25 protein-coding genes, 3 tRNA genes and 1 pseudogene are annotated in these 24631 nt (G+C 35.0%); 12 read left to right on the top strand and 17 right to left on the bottom strand.

The genetic code is table 11. The annotated features are described in order from the left end of the window. Positions 1–75: 75 nt before the first annotated feature. From AAE962_RS03005 to AAE962_RS02995, 3 genes are read right to left on the bottom strand one after another with little or no spacing between them, the layout of a single operon-like run. Positions 76–339 carry a hypothetical protein gene (locus AAE962_RS03005; protein WP_343288678.1) on the bottom strand — a complete coding sequence of 88 codons (264 nt, stop codon included), beginning with the start codon at positions 337–339 and terminating at the stop codon, positions 76–78. 54 nt (positions 340–393) lie between these two features. Further along, on the bottom strand, positions 394–747 hold the full coding sequence (locus tag AAE962_RS03000) for a hypothetical protein (RefSeq protein WP_343288677.1): 354 nt from the start codon (positions 745–747) through the stop codon (positions 394–396). Beyond that, positions 701–1177: a transposase DNA-binding-containing protein gene (locus tag AAE962_RS02995; protein ID WP_343288676.1), complete on the bottom strand. Its 477-nt coding sequence runs from the start codon at positions 1175–1177 to the stop codon at positions 701–703. Before AAE962_RS02995 ends, AAE962_RS03000 begins: the two co-directional genes overlap by 47 nt. A 61-nt stretch (positions 1178–1238) precedes the next feature. On the opposite strand from AAE962_RS02995, the pseudogene AAE962_RS02990 reads away from it, so the two are divergent. Continuing rightward, positions 1239–1406: pseudogene (locus AAE962_RS02990) on the top strand (IS630 family transposase); the annotation flags it as partial. Between the two features lie 24 nt (positions 1407–1430). Continuing rightward, complete coding sequence (locus tag AAE962_RS02985) at positions 1431–2096, top strand: hypothetical protein (RefSeq protein WP_343289517.1); 666 nt, start codon at positions 1431–1433, stop codon at positions 2094–2096. Between the two features lie 37 nt (positions 2097–2133). On the opposite strand, the gene mlaD is transcribed toward AAE962_RS02985, so the two are convergent. Both mlaD and AAE962_RS02975 read right to left on the bottom strand, forming a co-directional pair. Continuing rightward, the gene (mlaD, locus tag AAE962_RS02980; protein ID WP_343289516.1) at positions 2134–2589 is read right to left on the bottom strand and encodes an outer membrane lipid asymmetry maintenance protein MlaD; all 456 of its coding nucleotides are present in this window, start codon (positions 2587–2589) and stop codon (positions 2134–2136) included. Between the two features lie 2 nt (positions 2590–2591). After that, complete coding sequence (locus AAE962_RS02975) at positions 2592–2897, bottom strand: NADH-ubiquinone oxidoreductase subunit NDUFA12 family protein (RefSeq protein ID WP_343289515.1); 306 nt, start codon at positions 2895–2897, stop codon at positions 2592–2594. A gap of 64 nt (positions 2898–2961) precedes the next feature. On the opposite strand from AAE962_RS02975, the gene AAE962_RS02970 reads away from it, so the two are divergent. After that, complete coding sequence (locus tag AAE962_RS02970; protein ID WP_343289514.1) at positions 2962–4410, top strand: proton-conducting transporter membrane subunit; 1449 nt, start codon at positions 2962–2964, stop codon at positions 4408–4410. A gap of 45 nt (positions 4411–4455) precedes the next feature. After that, positions 4456–5559: a rod shape-determining protein RodA gene (gene rodA / locus AAE962_RS02965; protein ID WP_343289513.1), complete on the top strand. Its 1104-nt coding sequence runs from the start codon at positions 4456–4458 to the stop codon at positions 5557–5559. A gap of 48 nt (positions 5560–5607) precedes the next feature. Here the strand turns inward: rodA and AAE962_RS02960 are convergent, their stop codons facing one another. The 6 genes from AAE962_RS02960 to mnmE all read right to left on the bottom strand — a co-directional run bounded on the left by AAE962_RS02960 (position 5608) and on the right by mnmE (position 12725). Next, positions 5608–6849, bottom strand: coding sequence for an IscS subfamily cysteine desulfurase (locus tag AAE962_RS02960; protein ID WP_343289512.1), 1242 nt, complete (start codon positions 6847–6849; stop codon positions 5608–5610). 162 nt (positions 6850–7011) lie between these two features. Then, positions 7012–7899, bottom strand: coding sequence for an ankyrin repeat domain-containing protein (locus AAE962_RS02955; protein ID WP_343289511.1), 888 nt, complete (start codon positions 7897–7899; stop codon positions 7012–7014). Positions 7900–8020: 121 nt separating this feature from the next. Next, positions 8021–9454, bottom strand: a complete 1434-nt coding sequence (gene terL, locus AAE962_RS02950; RefSeq protein WP_343289510.1) for a phage terminase large subunit — start codon at positions 9452–9454, stop codon at positions 8021–8023. A gap of 628 nt (positions 9455–10082) precedes the next feature. Beyond that, positions 10083–11093: an NAD(P)/FAD-dependent oxidoreductase gene (locus tag AAE962_RS02945; RefSeq protein WP_343289509.1), complete on the bottom strand. Its 1011-nt coding sequence runs from the start codon at positions 11091–11093 to the stop codon at positions 10083–10085. Positions 11094–11261: 168 nt separating this feature from the next. Continuing rightward, positions 11262–11349 (bottom strand) — tRNA-Ser (locus AAE962_RS02940). Between the two features lie 47 nt (positions 11350–11396). Beyond that, on the bottom strand, positions 11397–12725 hold the full coding sequence (mnmE, locus tag AAE962_RS02935) for a tRNA uridine-5-carboxymethylaminomethyl(34) synthesis GTPase MnmE (RefSeq protein ID WP_343289508.1): 1329 nt from the start codon (positions 12723–12725) through the stop codon (positions 11397–11399). A gap of 203 nt (positions 12726–12928) precedes the next feature. On the opposite strand from mnmE, the gene nuoI reads away from it, so the two are divergent. From nuoI to infC, 3 genes are all read left to right on the top strand, one after another. Then, the gene (gene nuoI / locus AAE962_RS02930; protein ID WP_343289507.1) at positions 12929–13411 is read left to right on the top strand and encodes an NADH-quinone oxidoreductase subunit NuoI; all 483 of its coding nucleotides are present in this window, start codon (positions 12929–12931) and stop codon (positions 13409–13411) included. A 185-nt stretch (positions 13412–13596) separates the two neighbouring features. Next, complete coding sequence (gene thrS, locus AAE962_RS02925) at positions 13597–15534, top strand: threonine--tRNA ligase (RefSeq protein ID WP_343289506.1); 1938 nt, start codon at positions 13597–13599, stop codon at positions 15532–15534. Beyond that, entirely contained in the window at positions 15512–16030 is a 519-nt protein-coding gene (infC, locus tag AAE962_RS02920) for a translation initiation factor IF-3 (protein WP_343289505.1), read from the top strand. Before thrS ends, infC begins: the two co-directional genes overlap by 23 nt. Positions 16031–16052: 22 nt before the next feature. Here infC and nuoF read toward each other — a convergent pair whose 3' ends face one another. Both nuoF and AAE962_RS02910 read right to left on the bottom strand, forming a co-directional pair. Beyond that, complete coding sequence (gene nuoF / locus AAE962_RS02915) at positions 16053–17306, bottom strand: NADH-quinone oxidoreductase subunit NuoF (protein ID WP_343289504.1); 1254 nt, start codon at positions 17304–17306, stop codon at positions 16053–16055. 17 nt (positions 17307–17323) lie between these two features. After that, positions 17324–17396 (bottom strand) — tRNA-Lys (locus AAE962_RS02910). Positions 17397–17694: 298 nt separating this feature from the next. Between AAE962_RS02910 and AAE962_RS02905 the strand changes: the two genes are divergently transcribed. The 5 genes from AAE962_RS02905 (at position 17695) to AAE962_RS02885 (ending at position 20406) form a co-directional block, all read left to right on the top strand. Continuing rightward, positions 17695–17770: transfer RNA gene (locus AAE962_RS02905), tRNA-Ala, on the top strand. Positions 17771–17934: 164 nt separating this feature from the next. Further along, complete coding sequence (locus tag AAE962_RS02900; protein WP_343289503.1) at positions 17935–18396, top strand: hypothetical protein; 462 nt, start codon at positions 17935–17937, stop codon at positions 18394–18396. Beyond that, positions 18356–19402, top strand: a complete 1047-nt coding sequence (locus AAE962_RS02895; protein ID WP_343289502.1) for a hypothetical protein — start codon at positions 18356–18358, stop codon at positions 19400–19402. The genes AAE962_RS02900 and AAE962_RS02895 overlap by 41 nt, the downstream gene beginning before the upstream one ends. 81 nt (positions 19403–19483) lie before the next feature. Further along, positions 19484–19837, top strand: a complete 354-nt coding sequence (locus tag AAE962_RS02890; protein WP_343289501.1) for a hypothetical protein — start codon at positions 19484–19486, stop codon at positions 19835–19837. A 95-nt stretch (positions 19838–19932) separates the two neighbouring features. Then, positions 19933–20406, top strand: a complete 474-nt coding sequence (locus AAE962_RS02885; RefSeq protein ID WP_343289500.1) for a hypothetical protein — start codon at positions 19933–19935, stop codon at positions 20404–20406. A 70-nt stretch (positions 20407–20476) separates the two neighbouring features. On the opposite strand, the gene ccmE is transcribed toward AAE962_RS02885, so the two are convergent. The 4 genes from ccmE to AAE962_RS02865 form a co-directional block, all read right to left on the bottom strand. Further along, on the bottom strand, positions 20477–20869 hold the full coding sequence (ccmE, locus tag AAE962_RS02880; RefSeq protein WP_343289499.1) for a cytochrome c maturation protein CcmE: 393 nt from the start codon (positions 20867–20869) through the stop codon (positions 20477–20479). Between the two features lie 117 nt (positions 20870–20986). Then, positions 20987–21814 carry a biotin--[acetyl-CoA-carboxylase] ligase gene (locus AAE962_RS02875; protein WP_343289498.1) on the bottom strand — a complete coding sequence of 276 codons (828 nt, stop codon included), beginning with the start codon at positions 21812–21814 and terminating at the stop codon, positions 20987–20989. Between the two features lie 4 nt (positions 21815–21818). After that, positions 21819–23192, bottom strand: a complete 1374-nt coding sequence (locus tag AAE962_RS02870) for an NADH-quinone oxidoreductase subunit N (RefSeq protein WP_343289497.1) — start codon at positions 23190–23192, stop codon at positions 21819–21821. Then, the gene (locus AAE962_RS02865; protein WP_343289496.1) at positions 23189–24631 is read right to left on the bottom strand and encodes an NADH-quinone oxidoreductase subunit M; all 1443 of its coding nucleotides are present in this window, start codon (positions 24629–24631) and stop codon (positions 23189–23191) included. The genes AAE962_RS02870 and AAE962_RS02865 overlap by 4 nt, the downstream gene beginning before the upstream one ends.

Raw genomic sequence — 24631 nt, 5'->3', positions numbered from 1 at the left:
TAAAATTTTAAATGCAATAATGCTCTTTATAGCAATTAATTTCTGTAGCCTTTCCTTTCTAGTTAAACGAGAGCTTTATATTTTACATCCTGATTTTAAAACCCTGAAATACTCCTCAATTTTCCATCTTAGCTTATACCAATTTATCCTTTCTATAGCATCTAAAGTGCTATTAACTGGTACATTAGTCAGCAAAGTCCAATCAATAGCTTCCAATCCTTCAGGAGGATTTGTTTCTTTTGCACTTACCACATATACAGGGATTTTATCACTTATTTTATGCACTGTGTCTTTTGATCCATAAATTGAAGAAGATCTGATAGGTATATAGCCTTTCATATACTTAACTTCAATATTAGCTTTCCTTGATCTTTGGTTTCTATCTTTATTAACTTATAGAGAAATTTTCTTCTTTACTGGCAGTTGAGTGATGCGTGTTTGCAAATCTGTTTTTCCAATTTCAGTACAGATAAATCTTCTATTAGTTCGATTACGGATTACATAAAAACTACCTAATGTCTCAGTGATCCATAAAAATTTGAAGATATCTGCCTCTCTATCACCAAGGGTAACAAGTTGTACATTTGCAGGAAGGTTGTTTATGCTTTCTTTGAGAGCTGTTATCCACTTATAACTTTCTTTTTCTTCTATGGAGGTACGGTATTTCCTGTTTGCTTTTTCTTGTGCCTTTTCTTTTTCCCTAATAGAACGTGCCCAACATTGTTGAGAAGATAGACCTAAAGGCAATCCTTCCTTTGCTGACTATTAAGGCACTGTGCAACAGTAAACCCATTTTATTCTTCGTATAAGCTTTAGAAATACTACCTAGCCTCTTGGTTTTTATATGAGAGTCAAAATCCAAATAACTTGTATCTTGAACTGAAAAAACAAACTGATTTCCTTTCATTCTCTCCATAGTTTCTTTGTAATGGGAAGAATAAATTTCCTTATCCTTAAGCTTTTCATTGCTAAATAATCTGTATGCACCCTTAGCTTCTTTCCATCCACTACAGCTTTGATTAATTGATCCAGACGCCTTACCCTCTATACAATATCCTGTTTTAATAAGTCTCTTATTAAGTCTTGTATTTCCTAAATTAACGTGTTTTAACTCTCTTTCCAGCCATTTATCCCCTAAGCCATCAGTATATTGCACATTTGTACTTACTTCACTCATTTTAATCCCAAATTTATTTGGTATCCATTTTACTCACTTTTTTATTTGTGGGTAAAAGTGAGACCTCAATCCTGTTGAGAGGTTTTGGTTATATATAAAACAGAACATTTTACGCAATAAAATCTACGATACAATTGTTCTGCTTGAATGTGCTTTGTGTAAATTTATTACCTCTCTTTCCCCTTCCACGGTTAAACAACTCTGCAATGCTTCTTATTTGGTTAATTAATTTGGTATTAGTGCAGATATAAAATTGATGATAGTTCACATTACAAAACTAAAAGCTGCTGGGTTGTTTATCAATCAGCGAAATATTCAATTTATGGATGAGTTAGTGAGGTTCTGGAGAGGAAGAAATAACAATTTCTTGCAGAATTTACCAAGGTGGTTTTCAAAATTTAACAAAGAAGTGTCAAAGCTCAAGAAAGAGAATAGTGTGCTATATACCTTTCTGAGAGAAAGTAACATTAATGTGATAGTTAAAATGTGGGAAGAAAGCGAATATATAAGAAACAAATTTATTGGTAGAGATTTAAATAAGGAATTCAAAGAGATTTTAAAAGAACGGTATTCAAAATATGCTGACATTTTAATCAACAAAGCTGATGACATAGGAAGAAAAATATTTCTACATAATAATAAGCTACTACTTGATCCTTTGTCAGAACATTATCAATATAGCTTCAAAGATATGACGTTTACTGATATCAGAAATTTTTTTGACGTTCATAAAGAGGATTTTAGAAAAAAATCACAAATATCTCTAATTGACTTGATAGATATAAGTGACGTAAGAAAAAACACTCCTATACTGAAAGTACAAGCATTTGTTGAGATGATTAGGAATGTAAAACCTAGCAGAAATCTTGATAATTCAAACGCTGAACAACTTCAAGCTATTGATAGAAAAATCCCTTAATTGTGCATAGGCCAAGTTGGCTTATGTGTTCTTATTCTCACCTTGTAAACATGCCAATAATTTTATCCATTATTCCGCCCATATTTGCTTCAGCTTGAGTGTGTGCTATCTTACCACCGTGTGAAATTAATTTGGGATCTGCGCCAGGTGATATATTAACAAATTTACTACCAACAACTCCACTGCTAGTGATTAGGGCTGAGCTATCAACTGGGAGTTTTATATCCCTACTTATACACATGTCGATTCGTGCTATGTAGGTAGCTTTGTCGAGTGATACACCAGTTATGCTTCCGACTTCCACACCAGAGATCTTGACACTATCACCAACTCCTACACCGTTAGCATCAGTAAAAAGGCCATGTATTTTATAACAATCCTTATAGTTTTTCTTTATGTAAGATAATTTATCAATAGCGAAGAAGATAAGAAAAACAGTAAAAATTAATACAAATGAACCAGCAGTTATTTCAAGTATATTTGACCTTCGCATCTTTAGTTATTAGGATTCCATCTTTCATAGTAATTTTTCACCTTTTGGTTTGGGTAGTATGCATCTTTTGTACCTGTTAAATTAGGAATTTTTCTTTTGTTATTATTCACTGGTACTGCATTATCAGTATAATGCAGCCATATATGCCATGCTGGAGGAATTGTTGTAGGCTCAGAAACATTGTCATATATTACCCGTCTTTTTCCTTTACTTGATTCATAGTAAGAATTTCCGTTTTCATCTCTACCTATAAGTTTACCTTTTCTCCTTAATAAGTTTGTTACTGAATTATAAATTTTAGATAACATAAAGGTATTAAAACAAAAAGTATTATATATACTAATACTTTAACGATGTATTAACAACAGTTTAATGCAATTACCAATTCTACAAGTTATTATACCAATAATTGCATCGATGTTCTGCTTTCTTACCAAAAAACATAGGGTATCCTGGTTTATCTCTTTTTTTACAACGACAGCTACTTTCTTTATTTCATTAACGTTGCTAGTGAAAACATACAATGGTGAAATTATAACTTATTATCTTGGAGATTGGGCTCCTCCATACGGAATAGAGTTGAGAATCGACATGTTGAACTCCTTGATTCTAACTTTGGTGAATTTTATAGCGCTGATTAGTGTGCTTTATAGCTTTCATATTAATGAAAAGGAGATTAGCAAAAACAAAATCACTGGTTTTTACTCTCTATTTCTACTGTGCCTAAGTGGATTACTTGGGATTTTAGTCACAAATGACATATTCAATCTTTATGTCTTTTTAGAAATTTCATCTCTTTCTTCTTATGTTTTAGTTTCAATGGGAAGGGATAAGAAAGCTTTAGTTGCAGCATTTGAATACCTCATTAGTGGTACTCTAGGAGCAACATTTTACTTGTTTGGCATCGGGCTTTTATACTCTATGACAGGAACGCTCAACATGCTTGACATGGCTGAAAGGATAGTGCCATTATATGATAATAACATCATAAGACTTGGTACATTGTTCATTTTTGTTGGTCTCTCAATTAAGATGGCACTCTTTCCACTCAGTAAATGGTTGGTTAATGCTTATAGTGAAGCACCTAGTTTCATTAGCATATTCTTTTCAGGCACAGTAACCAAAGTGATGATGTATGTTTTTATCAGAATCTTTTACACTGTTTTCCAGCAAAATTTTTTCTTACCACTAAGCAACGTGATGATCATCCTTGCGCTTTGTGCTGTTGTATTTGGATCAATATCTGCAATAATCGAAAAAGATATAAAAAGACTGTTTGCTCACTCCAGTATCAGTCAGATTGGCTATATAATTTTAATGCTGGGTTTAAATTCAAAAGCAGGTTTGTTTTCAGCAGTTCTTCACATAGTAAATCATAGCATGATAAAAACGTCTTTATTCATGACTGCAGGGTGTATTTCTTATAAGGTTGGTATGACAAAAATAGAGAATTTATCAGGACTAAAAAAGTCAATGCCCTATACAACACTTGCATTTACTCTACTTAGTTTAGCATTAATCGGTGTACCCTTGACAAATGGCTTTGTAAGTAAGTGGTATATGATGAAAGCAATTATAGAATCTCATGCATGGATTTCCCTTATAGTTTTTGCTGCTGGCTCTTTTCTTGCACTAATACATATGTGGAGAATGGTTGAGAAAATATATTTTGAAAACAGTACAGCATCAAACGCTGGAATGACACTTAATGAGGTACCATTGCTTATGCTATTTTGTCTATTATTTATGGCAATTTTAACGGTAATAACTGGGATATATAGTAGTCCAATTCGGTTGGTAATTAATAAATTTGCTTTTTGATTTTCTTATGTTTTATTGTATCTCAAAGTCTGTAAAGTTTTTGCTGTGGATAAGCTGAAGAAGATTCACTTATTATTATTCATTAACGTAATAGCTCTGTTTTGCGTTGGCATTGTTGTGCAATATTCTTCTGCTGGAGGAAAGTGGACTCCATTTGCAATTCATCAATTGGTCATATTCTCTTTCTTCTTTCTGCTTGCTATAGCTATGTCATTTATAGAACTAGATTTTTATTTGAAGTACGCTTATTTTTTTTATATAGCAGCAGTAATTGCGCTGTTAGCAGTAAATTTTTTTGGCTCACATATAATGGGTGCAACAAGATGGATAAGAGTTGGATCCATTAGTTTGCAACCATCAGAATTTGCAAAAGTAGGCTTAATACTTGCACTTGCTTGTTATTTTAGTAAACAAAGTGTGTATAAAATGATGAAATTTCAAAGCTTATTTAAGCCACTTATAGTTATTTTTTTACCTGTATTCCTTGTATTGAAGCAACCTAATTTAGGCACAGCTGTAATAATGTTGTTTATAGGAGCATCAATTATATTTACAGCAATAATGGAAAGACCTCATTTAATAATTTTTGGAACGCTTGGCATTTTCGCAATACCAGCTATTTGGCCTTTTTTGCGCCCTTATCACAAGCAAAGGATATTATCATTTTTGGATTCATCAGTAGATCCACTTGGAATAGGTTATAATGCACAGCAATCTCAAATAGCTATTGGTTCAGGAGGTTTGTTTGGTAAGGGGTTTGTTAATGGTAGTCAAACTCAACTTGGATTTTTGCCAGAGAAACGCACAGATTTCGCTTTCGCGGTACTTGGTGAGGAATGGGGATTCTTAGGTAGCATGACTTTGGTTTTACTCTATACTACATTGCTTGCTATAATACTCTCCATCGCTTACAGGTCAAAAAATTACTTTTCTAAGTTAATATCTATAGGAATTTTTGCCTTTTTTAGCGCTCATTTCTTTATAAACATTGGAATGACAATAGGTCTCTTACCTATAATAGGTGACCCACTACCATTTCTATCCTATGGTGGCAGCACAACTGCTGCGAGCTTGATATGTATAGGGTTGCTACTTAGTTCCGTAGCATCTACAAAGTACTTAAAGCTAAGCTTCCGATTTCATCCATAGAAAGAGCTTAGACAACCATCACTCTGCTAATGGCTAACGTCTTATTCTTCAATGAGAATCCCATTTTACGGTGCTTAAATCTATTCCCTCTTGTACCATTTCCAAAAGTGGGCTCATCTCTCTTAGCCGTCCAACATTTTTAGTAACAAGATCTGCCGCGTATAGAACTTCATCTTTAGTTGTGAATCGGCCAAGGCCAAATCTAATTGATGAATGCTCAAGATCATGGCCATTGTTTAGTGATCTTATGACATAAGAAGTCTCAAGAGATGCAGATGTGCATGCAGAACCAGAGCTTACTGCTAAATCCTTGATTGCCATGATAAGAGACTCACCCTCAACATAAGGAAAACTCAAGTTAAGGTTACCGGGAATCCTATTTCCATAATCACCATTTAGAACAACATCAGGAAATGCCTCTTTTATTTTATTGTACAAAATATCTCTCAGTTCCTCTAATTTACTTGCTTCTGTTCCCATTTCTTCTTTAGCGATACGTGCCGCTTCACCAAAACCAACTGCAAGGGGAGTAGGAACTGTTCCAGAGCGCATGCCTCTCTCCTGTCCACCACCACTAATTAGTGGTGTCAACCTAACACGAGGATTTTTTCTGCGGACATATAATGCACCTATTCCCATAGGTCCATAAATTTTATGGCTAGAAAGGCTTATAAGATCAATGTTCATTTCATTTACGTCTATTGGAACTTTTCCAAAGCTTTGAGCAGCGTCTGTATGAAAAAATATATTATGCTTTCTACATATTGCACCAATTTCTTTGACAGGCTGCATTACTCCGATTTCATTATTTGCCATCATCACTGAAATCAGAATTGTTTTATCAGTGATTGCCTCCTCAAGTTTCAACAAATCTATAATTCCGTTTTGCTTAACGGACAAATATGTAACTTTAAAGCCTTCATTTTCCAGATGTCGACAAGAATCTAAAACGCACTTATGCTCCGTGCAGACAGTTATTATATGATTTCCCTTATTCTTATAAAAATGAGCAACACCTTTGATAGCCATGTTATTTGATTCGGTTGCGCCCGAGGTAAAGACGATTTCTTTGCTGTCTGCATTCACTAAATCAGCAATGTACTTCCTTGCTTTTTCTACTGCTTCCTCAGCTGTCCAACCAAATGAATGACTACGAGAGTGTGCATTACTAAACTCACCAAAATAAGGTATCATCACCTCTAAAACGCGAGGATCTACCTTAGTAGTAGATTGATAATCAAGGAATATCGGTAATTTTATTTTAGCATTGCGTATTTTTTCCACATTCATAGTAAGGTTTCAGCATAGAAGTTACAACATTTAGTAGCACTAAAGCTTAATTTTTTCAAGATATAATCTTGCCTAAACTAACGTTGCCAGCGCTCTCTCCTACGTTATTCCAGTGTCCCTGTAATGTCATTCCCTATGATCAGTGTTTAGGTCGAATACGCGCTAGGCAAACCTACCAGCGCTAGCAGCTTCTTGCTGTCCATTTGTTAAGACTGGTTTATCAACTTGAGTATCAGGTTTTGACAATGCATATACAGCACTGCCAACTACTAGCGCTATAGCTGCAGTTTTAGCCACTGCTATTGGTGTAGAGGGTTTTGACTCAACTGTAACTATTCCAGTTGCAGAAAGTGCTTTCGCTATTAAAACACCTGATAATGCAGTTGCACTACCGGCAAAAAAACCTTTCGCAATTGCTGATGTGCGTTGTTTTTCCTCTTTAGTTAAATTCCTAGAAGCAGTTCTAGCATGATTTTTCACATTAACATAGGAGCCTTCACGTTTTTTTGGCGGAGTAAATACATAATCTCTTTGAATAGCCAAAGATGAAGGTGTCACTCTATAGTCATCTTTTATATTAACATTCGCACCGTTTCTTACGAGAGATTCTACCACGTCTGCATGGCCATTCATAAGAGCTAAATGTAAAGGTGTCCATCCCTCCTTATCTTCTTGTTCATTAATCCTGATTTCATCTTTTTCCAACAGAGCATCTACTACCTCTTTATAATCATTTTCAGCAGCTAAATGTAAAGGTGTCTTTTTATTCTTATCTTTTATATTAACATCTATCCCTTTTGTTACTATTAAAGCCTTTGTCAAGCTCGTATAGCCTAACTTAGCAGTTAAATGTAATAATGTGAATTCATTATCTCCAACTTCAAATTTATAATTTACATAAAAATTACTCTCTTCCCACTGTTTAAATACCTCTTCATTGCTTGCCTTTAGCTCTTCTTTTACTTTTTCAATTACGTTCCTTTTATCTAATTTATTATCACTATTAACCGTACTTAATACTTCCCGCCACTGCTGATAATTTATTGTCATAATTTTTACCCTAATCTTAAATAATTTATTTTAATTTTTAAATAATTAATATAAGAAATCAATATTTATTTTAAATGAGCTTATAATCGAAATTGTGGGTAGCAAATTATTGCCTCTTGAATCACAATGTCCGTATAGCTGCGGTTCGAGAACTACTATCTCTCATCCACTGAAGATATTGCACAGTGCTGTCTACTTGATCGTCATGGCGGGTTTCTGGGAACATTAAAATTTCATACTCAAAATCGCTGAGCCATGTTGCTTGATGCGGCAGAAAAACCTTGCCAGATTCTATTATCGGAACAATCTGGTGTAATCGAGCGATTTTACTGTTATGAGGCACTATTCCGATAATAGGTATTGCCTTTAGCTCTTGAATCAATTGTTGACCGCTTGTCTTTGCTTCGATTAGAATTGCGTGTGGCTTCCAACTTGCAGCTAGTGATAGAACTTGTTCTTTAAGTTTTGGATACTCAAGCTTTGCACGATACACATCTAGTAAATAAAACTTATTATCTACCTTTGTCCAGGTAGTGCAGACACTAAAGCCACTTGAATCTCCTGTTGAAACTGCAGTATCCCAGCTTTGTGTTATATGTGAGAGATTGTCAGGAAAATTTCTATAGCGTTTTAACCACTCTTGCTTAATTATACCACTTGAAAGCGGTAGAGGACTTTGTTGATATTGAGCAGCAAAAGCATAGCTCCCAAGTTCAGCCTTTATCATTTCAATTTCTCCTCCATCTAGGGGATATAGCAGCTTACCTTCCTTTTTTAAGTATAAAATCCTTGAAGATGTAGCGCCTGTTGAGCTTTTGCACTCATTTGTAGTTACTTGAATAATAGGAACAGGAGAAGGGATAATTGATCTTTTGATTGAATAGATAATCTCCTTATTTTCAGAAATCATTGGCAAACAAACGTGATGCCATATATTTTTCGGTTTGGAAAGAAGATGCCCGGTTAAATCCTCCTGATGTAGTCTGTGCATTACAACAACAATAACTCCTTTTTTTCTATTATTGAGCCTAGTTACTAAAGTCTGATCAAACCAATTTGTGGCACGTTTTCTAAACGTCTCGCTCAAAGCTTGAGAGGAACTCAGTGGATCATACACGACGATAAAATCTCCACCTTCACCAGTCAATGTTCCTCCAACTGACGTTGCAATCCTGCATCCTCTCTGTACTGTTTGAAATTTGTATTTAGTGTTCTGGTCTTTGCATAGTTCTACCTCTGAAAATAGCGCTTTATACCAACTAGATTGCATTACGCACCTGGTGTCGAGCGAATGCTTTTCGCTAAGCCGCTGAGAATAACTTGCAACTATTATTCTTGCGGTTGGCTGATTACCAAGTATCCATGCGGGCCATGCAACACTCACGCACATAGACTTCATCGAGCGCGGAGGCATATTGAATATTATTCGCTTCACTTCGCCAACACTTGCTGCTTCAAGCCTGTCTGCTATAACTTTTACATACTGATAATTGTTATACTCACACCACGGCATTACCGTTTGAAAGCATAGTTCGATAAATTTTAAAAAGTTCATGTTAGTCTCCTATAGTGTTAGTGGAATTTACTTTATGGTGGTGTCAGCCTCTTTGGTGTCATCTCAGCGTCCTTTTTCTTGTCATCCAAGTAGCCCTTTCCTTGTCATTCCAGTGCTTGACACTGGTTCACCTTATGATGGTGTTATTCAAGTAGCCTCTATCCAAGTGCCCCTTTGGTGTCATCCGAGTAGCTGACACTGGTTTCTTACCAACAAAAACCTAGCATAACTTTTGTGCTCAAAAGATTTCTGGATTCCAGCATCAAGTGCTGGCCTTAAGCTTTAGTTACAAGTATTAAGAAACTTACCAAATGAAGAAAAAAGGCAAAAGAATCCCCGTGTGACGAGTTTTGACCCTATAATAATGTAAATTGATAATGTGCTAACAAGCGTGTTTTGGCTGAAGTAGAAAAAATTTAAAAAACATGTAGCCGCTATAATTTTTGTGTAATTTGCCAATAAATATCTGAGTTTTTTTTACTGAATTTTGTCATTGAGCCTGCAGGTCAAAAACAAGGATAAATACTCTTATTATCATAATAAGGGAGTTGGGAGAATCTTTAAAGTAATCTTTTTCCTTTGTATTCACTTATGCTTGAGGTAACTGCATGCAGGCTCATGAATGTCCTTACTCTTTATTTCCATGAATTCCCTTTGAAGTTGAATATTGAAAATTGACTGGAGAGTTGTGGATTACTTTGTATATGTCATAACAAGCCATGGCGCTCTCAGCAAAACCATTTAGTATCAACTTTAGTTTACCGGCATAAGTAGCTATATCTCCGATTGCGTATATTCTATCTCTACTGGTTTTTAAGGTAGTCGGATCAACAACTATGCTGCCATGTTCTAACTCTATACCCCAATTGTTTATTGGCCCAAGATTCATTGACAATCCAAAAAATGGCAGCAAAAAATCAGCGGATATTTCTTTTTCTTCCTTAGAAGCAATGTTTTTTACTATCACTGCGCTCAACTGCCCATTACTTCCTGCTAGTTTGTGTAATTGATATGGCACTACCAGTTCTATCTTTCCATCATTTTCAAGTGATTCTAATTTATTTCTAGTTTCAGGAGTGCAGCGAAATTCCTTTCTTCTATGTATCACATAAATTTTCTTTGCAACTTTAGAAAGTTCTACAGTCCAATCAGCTGCAGAATCACCCCCCCCTGCAATGACTATAGTTTTGTCCTGAAAATCAGAAATTTTATTTACACTGTAAAATACAGATTGATTTTCATATTCTAATATACCACTTAAGGGTGGACGGTTAGGTTCAAACATTCCGTTACCTGCAGCAACAATAACAGCTTTACATTTTACCTCTGTACCTATGCTCGTTATGACAGTAAAGTTTTCACTTCCGTTATTCGAAATCTTTTCCACTTTTTTACTTAAATGGTAAACAGGCTCAAATGGTGAAGCTTGCTCCATTAATTGCTCAATTAATTTTTGGGCAGTAATTACAGGATAACCAGGTATATCATATATTGGCTTTTCTGGGTAAAGAGCTGTGCATTGTCCTCCTGCTTGATCCAAAACATCTATTATATGACATCTCATATCAAGCATTCCCACTTGAAAAGCAGTGAATATTCCAACAGGCCCTGCACCTATTATTACGATATCGGTTTCCATATTCAGATGGTGATCTATTTATAGATATTAGCTTTCTTTGCTAACAAGGTCAATTTACAAAGGGATGTATTTTTAAAAGATGTGGCTAGATTAGATAAGATTTCCAGAGTTATGAACCACATAGTCCAAATAAGCTCTAAAAATCAGCTATCGTAGCGAGATGATGTGCGGACGGAATGGGATTCGAACCCATGGTACGCTCATCACGTACGTCAGTTTTCAAGACTGGTGCCTTAAACCGCTCGGCCATCCGTCCATTTCTTTTCTATCACAATATTTGATTTTAAGCAATCTATAAAAGCTTTACTTGCCCACGCAAAAGTTGCTAAATATACTGTCCAATATTTCCTCAACATTAATAATTCCAATCACTGCACCAAGTTCAAATGCAGCAAGCCTCAAGTCTTCAGATATCAACTCAATTGGATTATCGATATTAAAACGTTGTAAATGTTCCAGTGCTTTCTGCATGTGACTCCTATGCCTTTGCCGAGTAATCACAGGAGTGTCTCTATCATGCCCAAATTTTTCCTCTGCCTTCTTTTTTATGAGAGAGATCAACTTGTTTGTACCTATTTCCTTTAAAATAGAAATATGTAGAAAATCTACACCGCCAATCAGTATATTTCTGTCATTAATTGCATCGTCAGCTTTGCTCAATACATAAATAGTATCGCTATTTACAACGTTGCAATTGATATTATAACGTTGTTCAAAAGGAAATAGTTCTATTCTTAGATCAGCTTCAAAAGACCTCTTTTTTGCTCGACTTATGCCTTCTGATTCTATCGGGTCTGAACTCTCACGAATTCCAGCAGTATCAGAGAGAATGATTGGGTATCCGCCAATGTCAATATGAGCTTCAAGCACGTCTCTTGTTGTGCCTGCATATTCAGAAACAATAGCAATATCACGCTTGGCTAAGAAATTAAACAGAGTTGATTTACCGACATTTGGTTCACCAGTTATTACAATATGTAAGCCCTCACGCAACCTTTCGCCCCGTCTATTATCATTTAAATGCTCTTGTATCAACTGCACGAGAGATTGCACTTCATTATTAATTTTTTTCAATTCACTTTTTTCTGCCCAAATGTCCTCTGGAAAGTCTATATATGCTTCGATTTTGGATTGTATCGTTATTAATCTTTGTCTCCAATTGCTGTATAGTCTCTCCAATTCTCCCGATATCTGCTTAATCGCTTGTTTAGCTTGCATTTTCGTCTCAGCATCAATTAAGTCTGCAATCCCTTCTATTTGCGTTAAGTCAAATTTACCATTTAGAAAAGCCCTAAGTGAGAATTCTCCAGGCCTGGCCATAACAAAAATTTTTGATAATTCCTCCAAGATGATTTTTATGACTGCCTTGCTTCCATGCACTTGTAACTCTATAACGTCCTCGCCAGTGAAACTGTTTGGAGCAGGGAAATAGATGATTATTCCATTATCTATCAATTGATTGGAATCATCATATAGATCAACTAAAGTAGCAAATCTTGGTTTAATTTCTTTCTTAATATGAAAATGATTTAAAGCTTTAAGCGCGTAGTTGCCTGAAATTCTGATTACTGCAACTCCTGACTTACCCAATAGGGTCGATAAAGCGAAAATAGTTTCATTTGTGTTTGTCATTTATATAAACTACTTAGCAATTTAAGAAACCAAAATACCTAATTTGAAAATATTCAAAATTTTTATCCATCTTGCTAGTTTATAGTAATATCATATTAATAAATACATTATATAAAAAACTGTAAAGGTCACTCAGGTGAAAATATTTATTTTGAAAACTGATAATATGATTTATAATTATCAACATAGATTTTAAATATTTTATGCTTAAGAAATTAGCTTGGTATTGGTCTTTTGTAGAGTTAATTAAAGGGTTTGTTATTACATTAAAATATATGTTTAAGTCAAAGGTTACTTTAAGGTATCCTATGGAGAAGGGCCCTTTAAGTCCAAGGTTTCGTGGTGAGCATGCGTTGCGTAGGTATCCAAACGGTGAAGAACGATGCATAGCTTGTAAATTATGCGAAGTTATCTGCCCTGCTCAAGCAATAGTTATTGAAGCAGAGAAAAGAGAAGACGGTAGTCGTCGCACCACGCGCTATGATATTGACATGACAAAATGCATATACTGCGGATTTTGCCAAGAGGCATGTCCAGTTGATGCAATTGTGGAGGGTCCTAACTTTGAATTTTCTACTGAAACAAGAGAGGAGCTAATGTACAATAAAGAAAAGTTGTTGCGTAATGGTGAAGTTTGGGAAGATGCAATTGCACTCAGGTTAAAAAAGAATAGACCGTATTATTAACTAGGTATGTCAACAATTAAAATTTCTTACAGCAAGTATGTAATAGATCCTTTGTACAACTGTTATTTAAGTGAAAGATCAGTAGCTCACCTTTTGGTGTCATTCCAGCGCGTGACGCTGGAATCTAGAAAAAAAAGAAACATGGATCCCAGTGTCACACACTGGGATGACAAAAGGTCTGATGAATGATAAAAGTTACCTTTTCAACCGAACAAAAAGTAAAAGAATACAGTGGTAGAGTCACTGGCTTTGATATATTACAACCGGATGCTTTGAAAAAAGCAGTTGCATTGAAAGTAAACGGTGAGTTGTATGATCTCTCACGTGAAATTGAATCTGATGCAGAGATAGAGGTGATACAACTGAGTGACGAAGTGGGTTTGGACATAATAAGGCACGATGCTGCTCATATAATGGCCCAGGCAGTGAAAGAACTCTTTCCTAATATTCAGGTTACTATCGGGCCAACAATTCAAGATGGTTTCTACTATGATTTTGCTACAGATCGTACCTTTACCACGGACGATCTTGCTGCAATAGAAAAAAAAATGAAGGAAATTATAAAAAGTAACTACAGATTTGTTCGAGAAGTTTGGACTCGCAAGCAGGCAATTGATTTCTTTAGTGGTATAGACGAAAAATATAAGGTTGAAATTATTTCCTCCATACCAGAAAGTGAAAACCTAACTGTTTACAGGCAAGGCGATTTTGTTGACTTATGCTTCGGTCCACATTCTCCTTCAACTGGCAGAGTTAAAGCGTTTAAGCTTATGAAAGTTGCAGGAGCATACTGGCGTGGTGATTCTAATGGCCCAATGTTGCAGCGAATATATGGCACCGCGTGGAGAAATAAGGATGAATTAAATACTTATCTTAAAGGTCTGGAAGAAGCAGAAAAACGCGACCATCGCAAAATCGCTAGGGATATGGACTTATTTCACATTCAAGAGGAAGCTGTTGGGCAGATTTTTTGGCATGAACAGGGATATACTTTATATAATGTTCTTGAGTCTTACATCAGAAAAAAGTTAATGAACAATGGCTACTTTGAGGTAAAAACACCTATTTTAGTAAGCAAAGAGCTGTGGGAAAAATCGGGACATTGGGATAAGTTTCGTGAAAATATGTTCATTATTGATGAATCTGAAAGTAAAAAGCTAGCAATAAAACCCATGAATTGCCCTTGTCATGTGCAGATTTTTAATTCTCACACCAGAAGCTATCGTGATCTACCAATGCGTATGGCAGAATTTGGCACGTGCCATAGGAATGAAAGCTCAGGCTCATTGCACGGACTGATGCGAGTGCGTGGTTTTACGCAAGACGATGCACACATTTTTTGTATGGAAGAACAAGTAAATTCTGAAACTGTAAAATTTTGTGACCTTTTAAAAGAAGTATATTCAGAGCTTGGATTCAATGAAATTTATGTGAAATTTTCAGACCGTCCAGATATTAGAGCAGGTAATGATGAAGTGTGGGATAGAGCTGAAAAAGCGCTGCTTGAAGCCGTGAAAAAAGCGGGCTTGAGTTATAAACTTAACCCTGGTGAAGGTGCATTTTATGGTCCAAAGTTAGAGTTTGTTTTGAAAGATGCAATAGGAAGAAATTGGCAATGCGGAACGTTGCAAGTTGATTTTATTTTACCGGAGCGGCTTGAAGCTTTTTATATAGGAGCAGATGGGCACAAGCATCACCCTGTCATGTTACATAGGGCAATTCTTGGAACTTTTGAGCGTTTTATTGGAATTTTAATAGAAAATTATGCAGGAAAATTTCCAGTTTGGCTTGCTCCAACACAGCTTGCTATTCTGACCATTACAAATGAGGCTGACGGTTACGCCACAGAAATCAGCAACGTTTTAAAAGAACAAGGTGTGAGAGTCAAGACTGATTTGACCAATGAAAAAATTAGTTATAAGATACGTTTGCATAGTTCAAACAAAGTTCCTATATTATGGATTATAGGCAAAAATGAAGTTACAAGTAAAACTGTTTCAGTAAGAAATTTAGGATCGGAAAGACAGGAGTTTTTTTCTTTGGAAAAGGCTACTGAATTGCTGTTAAAAAGTATTAATTTAAGTTTTAGGGAGTTAAAGTTTGCAGATACAAAAAAACAATAAAAATAGAATTAATGAATTCATCACAGCTAAGGAGGTACGCTTAGTTGATCATAATGGTGAAATGGTCGGAATTGTGCCAATAGAACAAGCTTTGGCATCTGCTCATAATATCGGGCTAGACTTGGTGGAAATTGCACCTGATTCAACTCCTCCAGTATGTAAAGTTCTGGATTACAGCAGACAAAAATATGATGCAAAAAAGAAGGCAAGTGAAGCAAAAAAGAAACAAAAAACATTAACTATAAAAGAAATTAAACTGGGTCCTAATATTGGTGATCACGACTACGAAACAAAATTGCGTCAAACAAGGGATTTTCTTGTGCATGGACATAGAATTAAAGTCACAATGAGATTTAGAGGGAGAGAGCTTATAAACACTGAAGTTGGACTGGAAAAATTAGAACGTCTAATTAGAGACGCTGAAGATATTGCAAAAGTAGAATTAGCACCTAAAAGGGAAGGAAATCAATATTCTTTAACTTTAGCTGCTAAGTAGTAAAATCATTTAAAAATATAAGTTAAGTTACTATCCTCTCTTCAATTATATGACGAAAATGTCTGATTAATCCTTGAACTGGCCAAGCTGCAGCATCGCCAAGTGCACAAATTGTATGCCCTTCTATTTGAGTTGTAAGGTGAAGTAGCTTATCTACTTCACCAGGTTTAATATTTCCTGCTACCATTCTTCTCATAATTCTCCACATCCATCCAGTGCCTTCACGGCATGGTGTACATTGTCCGCAGGACTCATGCATATAGAAATGTGATAATCTTTCTATTGCAGCTATTATGTCAGTTGATTTATCCATCACTATTACAGCAGCAGTACCAAGCCCTGATTGTGCAGCCCTTAATGAATCAAAATCCATTTCAATAGTATCACATATAGATTTTGGAATTAATGGGACTGAAGACCCACCAGGTATTACAGCAAGTAAATTATCCCAACCTCCTCGCACTCCACCTGCGTATTTTTCAATCAATTCACGTAGTGGAATTCCGAGCTCTTCTTCAACATTACACGGGTTGTTTACATGTCCTGAAATACAAAAAATCTTAGTACCAGTATTATTTGGTTTACCAAGAGATGCAAACCATTCTCCTCCGCGATTTAGAATATCTGGAACCATGGCTATAGTTTCAACGTTGTTTATTGTGGTTGGACAGCCAAAAAGTCCAACACCTGCGGGAAATGGAGGTTTCATGCGAGGGAAGCCCTTTTTTCCTTCAATTGATTCAAGTTGAGCTGTTTCTTCTCCACATATATAAGCTCCTGCACCCCTATGGATAAATACATCAAGATCATAACCTGATTTGCAGGCATTTTTTCCAATTAAGTTTTCTTTATAGGCTTCCTCAAGTGCCTTTTTTAGAACTAAATATTCATTATAAAATTCACCCCTGATATAAATATACGCAACTGATGCGCTAATCGCTTTGCCGGCCAGGAGAATTCCCTCAAGTAACTTATGTGGCTCATATCGTAATATATCTCTATCTTTACATGTACCAGGTTCTGACTCATCTGCATTGACTACTAAATATGATTTTGAAGGACTTTTAGGCATAAAGCTCCACTTGAGGCCAGTAGAAAATCCTGCACCCCCTCGACCTCTCAAGCCAGATTTCTTTACTTCATCAATGATTTTTTCTGATCCTAAATCCAGTAATTCCTTTGTTTTTTGCCAACTACCACGTTTTTTTGCACCCTCAAGTAGTGGTGTTTCTTTACCATTTAAGTTTATGAATACTTTGTCCTGTTCTTTTAGCATGCTTTTAAGATTCTAAGTGATCCCGACGCGATTCGAACGCGTGACCCACTGATTAAAAGTCAGTTGCTCTACCGGCTGAGCTACGGGATCATTTTATTTTTCAGCTATACTAAACAGTAATATAGTTTTTATCTGTTTTAATCAAACTAAAATTTTCATGCGTGGTTAAATAAATTATATAATATACTGCATTAGTGATAATTTAATTAAAAATTTTTGAAGGAAAACTTCTTGTTAATTCAAAGATTCATTTGGTAAAGCTGACGTACAACTCTAAAAAGATAGAGAATTATACATAAATGCAGAATTTGTGCAATATTTAGCAATAGCCTCACAAATAAATATTTCTTGCATTTCAGCCTGAGTGATTTATGCTTTAAGCAAAAGTGGGGGTATAGCTCAGCTGGTAGAGCATCTGTTTTGCACGCAGAAGGTCAGCGGTTCGATCCCGCTTGCCTCCACCAATATAGGTTCAACATACCATAAAGCCAGCCTATTTATTCTATCGGGGTTTTATACTAATTCTCTAGTGATATTTTGTTATTATAATTCTAGTATAAACCAATTTAATAATAAATTAATCAATAAATGTTAGAATAGATATAATTAAATTTATTGGATAATACTTATGAGTGGAAAAAAACTTGTCTTTAAGATGGTACCCGGAGAGGAATTATCAAAAGGATTTGGTAGCAGCGTCTATTGGCCTGACTTTTCTCGTTTTCAACCTGTTAAAAAAGTTAAGCTTGTGCAACTGGAAAAAGAAGATGAAGCGATAGAATTACCAATAAGATTATGCGGCGATAACATCGCTAGAGATGGGTTTTATTGCATAAGGGATGAAGAGGGAAATGCCCTAAAAAGTATTCTTTCTGGAAATAAACCAGGTTATTCAGAAAACGATTGTGCATTTGTATATTACGGTGATATGTTGGTCAAGCTATCAATGGAATCGAAGTTTATAAGTAGAGGAGATGGTGGTAGTAATTTGCGTAATAATGTTAAATCTGAGAGATCGAAACATAGTTATGTAACACAGGAAGAGCTGGATGATACTTACAAATATTATTTCTCAGATTATCAAGGATAATATTATTAATTCACCTGACAATCAGGCATTACAATATATTGGACTGGATGTCAGTGAAGAAACAATAAAAGATATATTATCTAAAATACCAGAGAATATACTACTATCAAAGATGTTTGCTAAAATTTTTGTTGAGGAACTAACAGAAGGTCAGTTAGAAATTCTTGCCAATACTCTTCGTCCAGGCCAAATAGAGTATTTAGTAGAGCACTTAACAGATAATCAATGGCAAGCTTTGGTGAGTCATTTAACCAACCACCAATTACACATTCTTGTTCATGAATTAAATCAAGAAAAGTTAAAAATAATAGTCCCCTTATTAAATAAGGATCAGGTTACGAACTTAGTAAAAGACTTTAACCTAGATCAAGTAAAACAAATTTTCCCTCACCTTAAAATGGATCAGCTCCAGGTGGTTATCAAGACAATAAGTAATGATCAGTTTGTAAAACTAATAAAAGATGCACCTGAGGAAGTTTTAAGCACTCTTTTTGACGAAGCATTAAAAAATCGACTTCCAACTTTAGTAAAAACTTTAGAAGAAGATACATTACATAATTTAGTTAAGAAGCTAGACCACGATAAACTTGCAATAGTAGCTCGAGAGTTAACTGATGATTCTGATAAGATTCAGATGGTTGTTAAGTCTTTAGCTAACAACCCAGAAAAACTTCAAGCTTTTGCTCATAGTATGTCTGATAAGCAGTTTACAGAACTTTTGGATAACATGGGTGCAGAAGAGCTTAAAGATATCATTCACAAACTGCCTTATGAGAAAGTGACAGATGTGATTGGTGATCTCGGCAGTAAGGATCATTCTAAAGCTATTATTGATGCATTAAAAGAGAAATTTAACGAGCAAAATGAAAAAATGAAAGAGCTTCTGGGTAAGGTTGACCGAATGATTCCTGAGGAGAGTGAAGCAAATTGGAATGATGCACATCCATCAACTTACGTTCTTCAAGATGTTAATGCTGAGTTTGCAGTAACAGATCATTTATTGTGAACTTGGATATTGATAAATCAACAGTGTGCATGTGAAACTAAAAAATAATTTAAACTTTAATAATTTATGGAGGTAATTTATATGAGTAAGAACTCACAAAACCTTTTACAAAGTGCTAATAATGAAGAACAACTTATAAGCGCTCTTGGTCTTGTTACACTTAAGAAAGGTACTGGTAAGGATATACAGGACTTAAAAAAAGCGGTTAGTGGTGATACTGTTAAAAAAGCATTTGATGAATTAGCTAATAATATTAATGAAAAATTTATTAATAAGTTAAATATTATGTTAAAACAAGAGCAAGATAAAGTCGTAAGTTTGCAAGATATTATAGGCGACACAAGTAAAGGATTACAAAAAGATCTAGCAGATTTAACAGCTAAATTAAATAATATGTTACCTGAGGAAGAACCAACCCATCCTGATATACTCTAGTAGTTAGGAAAGTAACAGCTTGCTAGCAGGCTGTTACTCTTTTTACATGCTATTTCAGTGTAACTGAGTTGATTTTAAAATTTTATGGAGATAACATGAGTAACAACAGTAAACAAGAAAGCGAAAATAACTTTGAAGTAATAAACCAAATGAGCGATTTCAACTTTAAAGAAATAGACAATATAGAAGTTGAAGTTAAGCCCACAAACTTTGAGGACATTGCAGATAAAATTGCAACAATTCATTACGTCTATCAAGTTATGGATAAGTTAGTCTACGATTTAAATGTGAAGTTTGTTTCTGATTTGAATGCCTCACTTATGAACAACATAGCACAACTTCGAGAAGAGTGTATTGATATGAAACAAGCATTGGCTAACGGTTTATCTCATTTGAATCAATTAATTCATAACAATCAAAAGGATGAGTTTATTGATAATAATCAAAACTATAGAACATGGACAGAAGAATTTGTTCACCTAATGGGCGAAGTTGAAGGATTAAAAGCAGCAATAATTGACCATAATAACGTAAAATGGGAAGCGCCAACTCACCCTGATATATTATAGTAGTTAATAGCTTATTAACAGGCTGTTGCTTTCTTTCACATACGATTTCAATACAACTGAATTAGGAAATCTATTTTAAAACTTTTGGCTTATAGTTCTCATCATGTTTTGCAAACACCGTATCTGCAAGAAAGGTGCTGTTATCAGACATTTTACCTTGCACAACAACACCATTTTTTTCTGAAAACATTGGTGGAAGTATTCCCTGGTATTTCACCACAACGCTTTTGTTAAAATCTGTCATTTGAAAAACTACTTCGCTTTCGCTTCGTATCACGCTATTTTCAACAACCATTCCACCAACGCGGATTGACTTTTGACTGTTTTTTAAGACTATGGCTTCACTTACTGTATAGAAAAATGAGATATTTTCTTTGAGCGTCGTTAAAATAAAAAAGACGATACAGCTTAAAAAGCAGAAAATTCCTGAAGTTATAAGTAATCGCTTATGTTTCTTCTTCATTTTTGCTTTTAAGACTTTCTAAGTTTTTTTTACTTTTTATATAGCAAGAAACAGTAAAAATCAAATTTCCACCAATCAGTATGAGACTAATAAGGTAAGCAAAAATTACATATGTATTCATAATATATCATTAATAAATAACTCACCTGCATCAAAATAGATTAAGCTTCCATCTATTTGCTGCAATACCAATTTACCACTCTCATTTATATCAGCAAAAATTCCCTCATGCAATTTGTCAGCTAGCTTTACACTGATTTGCTTGTTCATTTTGAATGCTCTTGTGAGCCACATTTCTCTTATAGCATAAAACCCATCAAATAGCCATTGCTTTCTTAGCTTATTAAAATTTATTATTAATTCCTTTAACAGATCCATGTTAGACACAGATTCACCGTAATTGCTAATGCACGTTGTTCCTGGAAGTGGTGCATGATTGACATTAATTCCAATTCCTATAATTAGCCAATTCGAATTGGACTTTCTTTCAAGCAATATTCCGCTTATTTTCTTGCCATCGATTAGAACATCATTTGGCCATTTATATTGAAGATTGAGACCGTTTATGAATGGATCTCTTGTCATCCCAGTGCTTTGACACTGGGATCCAGAAGAAAAATCAGTGTCACGCACTGGAATGACACCACAGTGGGTTTGATTATTCAAGAAATTTAACGATAATAAAGTATTCCCGACAGCAACAGCAGTCACAAAAGTCAATTCTGTCAATTTGCTAACATCCGTTTCCTGATTAATTATCAAACTTGCATAGAAATTACCCTCTGGAGAAATCCAACTTTTTCCAGTGCGCCCTCTACCTTCTGTTTGTTTATCGGTAATAATAATAGTTTCATTAGATATCCCTTTCTCAATTAAATCCAATGCTTCTTTATTAGTACTTGAAACTTCTTTGTAATGATGAATACGAAAACCTTCAAGGGTCACCTTGTCAGCCCTTTAGTTCAATGAGTGAGTAAAGATCTTCTACATACAAGAAAAGAACGAGGTTGATCAGTGAAGCCACTGAAGTGATAATGAATAGACCCTTAGAATAAGCAACCTTATTACCACTAGCTTTATCAAAATACATAACTTTCATGATATTTAAATAATAGTAGCATGATATCACACTCGCTATTACAAGGATCAAAGATAGGCTGATAAAGCCAGAATTTATTAAACTTTTGAATATAAAAAATTTAGCGATAAAACCTGCAAGTGGAGGTATTCCCGACATCGAGAGTAATAGTATAGAAAGATGGAATGCTAAAATTGGTTGCTTTTTTCCTATACCAGATAAATTTGCAATATCACAATCGTCATCGTCAATTTGTACGAGATATGAGAATAGCCCTATGCTTGTGATGATATATATCACCAGATACATTAAGGCACTATCTGTTCCGTCTTGTGTAAAAATAGAAAGTGAAGCAAATATAAAACCAATGTGACCAATTGAACTGTAAGCAAGCAGCCTTTTTAAGTTTTGCTGACGCAAGGCCCCAAAAGCTGAGATAAGCACAGACAATGCTGAAACGTATAAGAAAATAGGCTGAACATAACTTTTTACATTTACTAACTCTTCATTCATCAATCGAATTAAAAATGTTACAAGTGCAGCTTTTGGGGCCGTAGAAAAAAACGCAGTTACTATGGTAGGTGCACCTTGATAGACATCTGGAGCCCACATATGAAAAGGAGCAATAGCAAGCTTAAAACACAAACCAATAAGAATAAAAACTAGTCCATAAGTTATCTGATGGTTTTGCAGAAATGAACCAAGCTCAGAGAAATTGACTTCTCCTGTATATCCATAAAGCAGCGACATTCCATATAGCATAATGCAGGAAGATAATGCACTGAGTGTAAAATATTTCACTCCTGCTTCACATGAATAAGCTGAATCTTTATTAAAGCTCGCAAGAACATACAAAGATATACTCATCAACTCAAAAGCTAAATAAAAAGAAATCAGACTATTTGCTGAAACCAAAGTTATCATGCCAAATAGCGCAAAAAGAATCAGTATTGAAAATTCATATTTATAGTCATATTTTGATAAATTCAGCAGCAAAAGTATTAAAATTCCTGTGCTGAGAATTAACCCTTGGGCTGACCTGATGTATAAATTGAGTTTTAACAACGAATTAAAGAGAAAAATTTCATTGTTTTCTGCCGAAATAATTAAAATAATCAAAGTTACCACTGTGCAGCCAAGTGCTAATAAGTTGATAGTTCGGCGGTTAAATATAATTCCAAGCAGTAGCAACACTAACGAGGAGATAATAGAGAACGTTTCCGGCAATATCTGTATATAATTCATAGCGCATTATATTTGACTAACAAATTTGCCATACATGGCTTCAAATAATGCAGTGCAAGGGTTGGGTAGAATCCAAGCAAAATAACAAACACTGCAAGCAGAATTAAGACAGAAAATTCTATGCTATCCAAGCGATTATTTAATAATTTAGAATAGCTAACCCCCCATATTATTTGCTTACATAAATTCAGCATATAAACTGCGCTTAAAATAGTGCCAAGTGCGATAAATCCTGTAAAAAACCCTATGCTCTTAAACATTCCAACCATAGCCAAAAACTCACCTATGAACCCAGATGTTCCAGGTAGCCCTATTGAAGCCATTGAAAACAAAATGAACATAAAACCAAATTTTGGCATTGTATTTACTATGCCAAAATACTTTGCAATCTCCAAAGTTCCAGTTCGAGTATATAGCATTCCAACACACAAAAATAAAGCAGCAGAAATAAGGCCATGACTAATCATTTGAAATATGCTACCCAGTACTCCTTCCTCACAAAATGAAAAGAGGCCAGCAGTAACGATCCCCATATGTGCTATTGAAGAATAAGCTATTAACTTCTTTATATCATCTTGAGCAAACGCAACTAGCGAAGCATATATCACCGCAATAATGCTCAGCACAACAACAAAATTTGAAAAATACAAACTTGCCTGAGGAAGCATTGGAATAGAAAATCTTAAAAATCCATATCCCCCCATTTTAATAAGCAAGCCAGCTAAAACTACAGATCCAGAAGTTGGTGATTGCACATGCGCATCAGGAAGCCAAGTGTGAAATGGAAACATTGGAACTTTTATTGCAAAGGAAATAAAAAATGCAATCCACAGCAATGACTGCACTTCAAGATCAAGGCTTGGCACTAATGTGGCTAATTTTTGTATATTAAACGTCCCAAAAATGCTATAGATGTACACTAATTCAAGTAGAAATAATAATGAGCCAGTTAATGTATAAAGAAATAACTTAAACGTTGCATATACCCTGTGTTTTCCTCCCCAAATGCCAATAATAAAGAACATTGGTATTAAAACAGCTTCAAAAAACACATAAAAGCTTATAGCATTCAGTGAAACGAAAAACCCGACTACAAAACTCTCAAGCAGTAGAAATAATGCCATATAGGCTTTTAGGTTCGTATAACTCATTTTACAGTTATAGAGTATACAAATTACAAACAAGAAAGTTGTAAGCAGAAGGAAAGGCAACGATATACCATCTATCCCTATTCCTACATTCTTTATTGGATAGCTGACAAACTGAAAGTCCGCATTGTTATAATCAAATTCTATACAAGTTACAATGCTAAGCAAAAATGGAAGTATAGTAAAAAATAGGGCAAGGAATCTTAGGTGTATAGATTGATGATTAATCCTGATCGAGGATAAAATCAACGCTCCTATCAGTGGAAGCAAGAATATACTAAGTAACAACAC

Origin of the sequence: Wolbachia endosymbiont of Encarsia formosa, from assembly GCF_039540065.1 — a bacterium.
Lineage (GTDB): Bacteria > Pseudomonadota > Alphaproteobacteria > Rickettsiales > Anaplasmataceae > Wolbachia.
This window is presented reverse-complemented; position numbering and strand designations above follow the sequence as displayed.

Bases quoted from the DNA above. Each gene is read 5' to 3' on its own strand.
- AAE962_RS02955 (WP_343289511.1), bottom strand. From the start codon at position 7,899: ATGACAATAAATTATCAGCAGTGGCGGGAAGTATTAAGTACGGTTAAT.
- AAE962_RS02890 (WP_343289501.1), top strand. From the start codon at position 19,484: ATGAGTAAGAACTCACAAAACCTTTTACAAAGTGCTAATAATGAAGAA.
- mnmE (WP_343289508.1), bottom strand. From the start codon at position 12,725: ATGACAAACACAAATGAAACTATTTTCGCTTTATCGACCCTATTGGGT.
- AAE962_RS02870 (WP_343289497.1), bottom strand. From the start codon at position 23,192: ATGAATTATATACAGATATTGCCGGAAACGTTCTCTATTATCTCCTCG.
- AAE962_RS02995 (WP_343288676.1), bottom strand. From the start codon at position 1,177: ATGAGTGAAGTAAGTACAAATGTGCAATATACTGATGGCTTAGGGGAT.
- terL (WP_343289510.1), bottom strand. From the start codon at position 9,454: ATGAACTTTTTAAAATTTATCGAACTATGCTTTCAAACGGTAATGCCG.
- AAE962_RS02885 (WP_343289500.1), top strand. From the start codon at position 19,933: ATGAGTAACAACAGTAAACAAGAAAGCGAAAATAACTTTGAAGTAATA.
- thrS (WP_343289506.1), top strand. From the start codon at position 13,597: ATGATAAAAGTTACCTTTTCAACCGAACAAAAAGTAAAAGAATACAGT.
- AAE962_RS02895 (WP_343289502.1), top strand. From the start codon at position 18,356: ATGATACTTACAAATATTATTTCTCAGATTATCAAGGATAATATTATT.
- AAE962_RS02945 (WP_343289509.1), bottom strand. From the start codon at position 11,093: ATGGAAACCGATATCGTAATAATAGGTGCAGGGCCTGTTGGAATATTC.
- AAE962_RS02975 (WP_343289515.1), bottom strand. From the start codon at position 2,897: ATGTTATCTAAAATTTATAATTCAGTAACAAACTTATTAAGGAGAAAA.
- mlaD (WP_343289516.1), bottom strand. From the start codon at position 2,589: ATGCGAAGGTCAAATATACTTGAAATAACTGCTGGTTCATTTGTATTA.
- nuoI (WP_343289507.1), top strand. From the start codon at position 12,929: ATGCTTAAGAAATTAGCTTGGTATTGGTCTTTTGTAGAGTTAATTAAA.
- AAE962_RS02960 (WP_343289512.1), bottom strand. From the start codon at position 6,849: ATGAATGTGGAAAAAATACGCAATGCTAAAATAAAATTACCGATATTC.
- AAE962_RS02900 (WP_343289503.1), top strand. From the start codon at position 17,935: ATGAGTGGAAAAAAACTTGTCTTTAAGATGGTACCCGGAGAGGAATTA.
- ccmE (WP_343289499.1), bottom strand. From the start codon at position 20,869: ATGAAGAAGAAACATAAGCGATTACTTATAACTTCAGGAATTTTCTGC.
- AAE962_RS03005 (WP_343288678.1), bottom strand. From the start codon at position 339: ATGAAAGGCTATATACCTATCAGATCTTCTTCAATTTATGGATCAAAA.
- AAE962_RS02970 (WP_343289514.1), top strand. From the start codon at position 2,962: ATGCAATTACCAATTCTACAAGTTATTATACCAATAATTGCATCGATG.
- nuoF (WP_343289504.1), bottom strand. From the start codon at position 17,306: ATGCTAAAAGAACAGGACAAAGTATTCATAAACTTAAATGGTAAAGAA.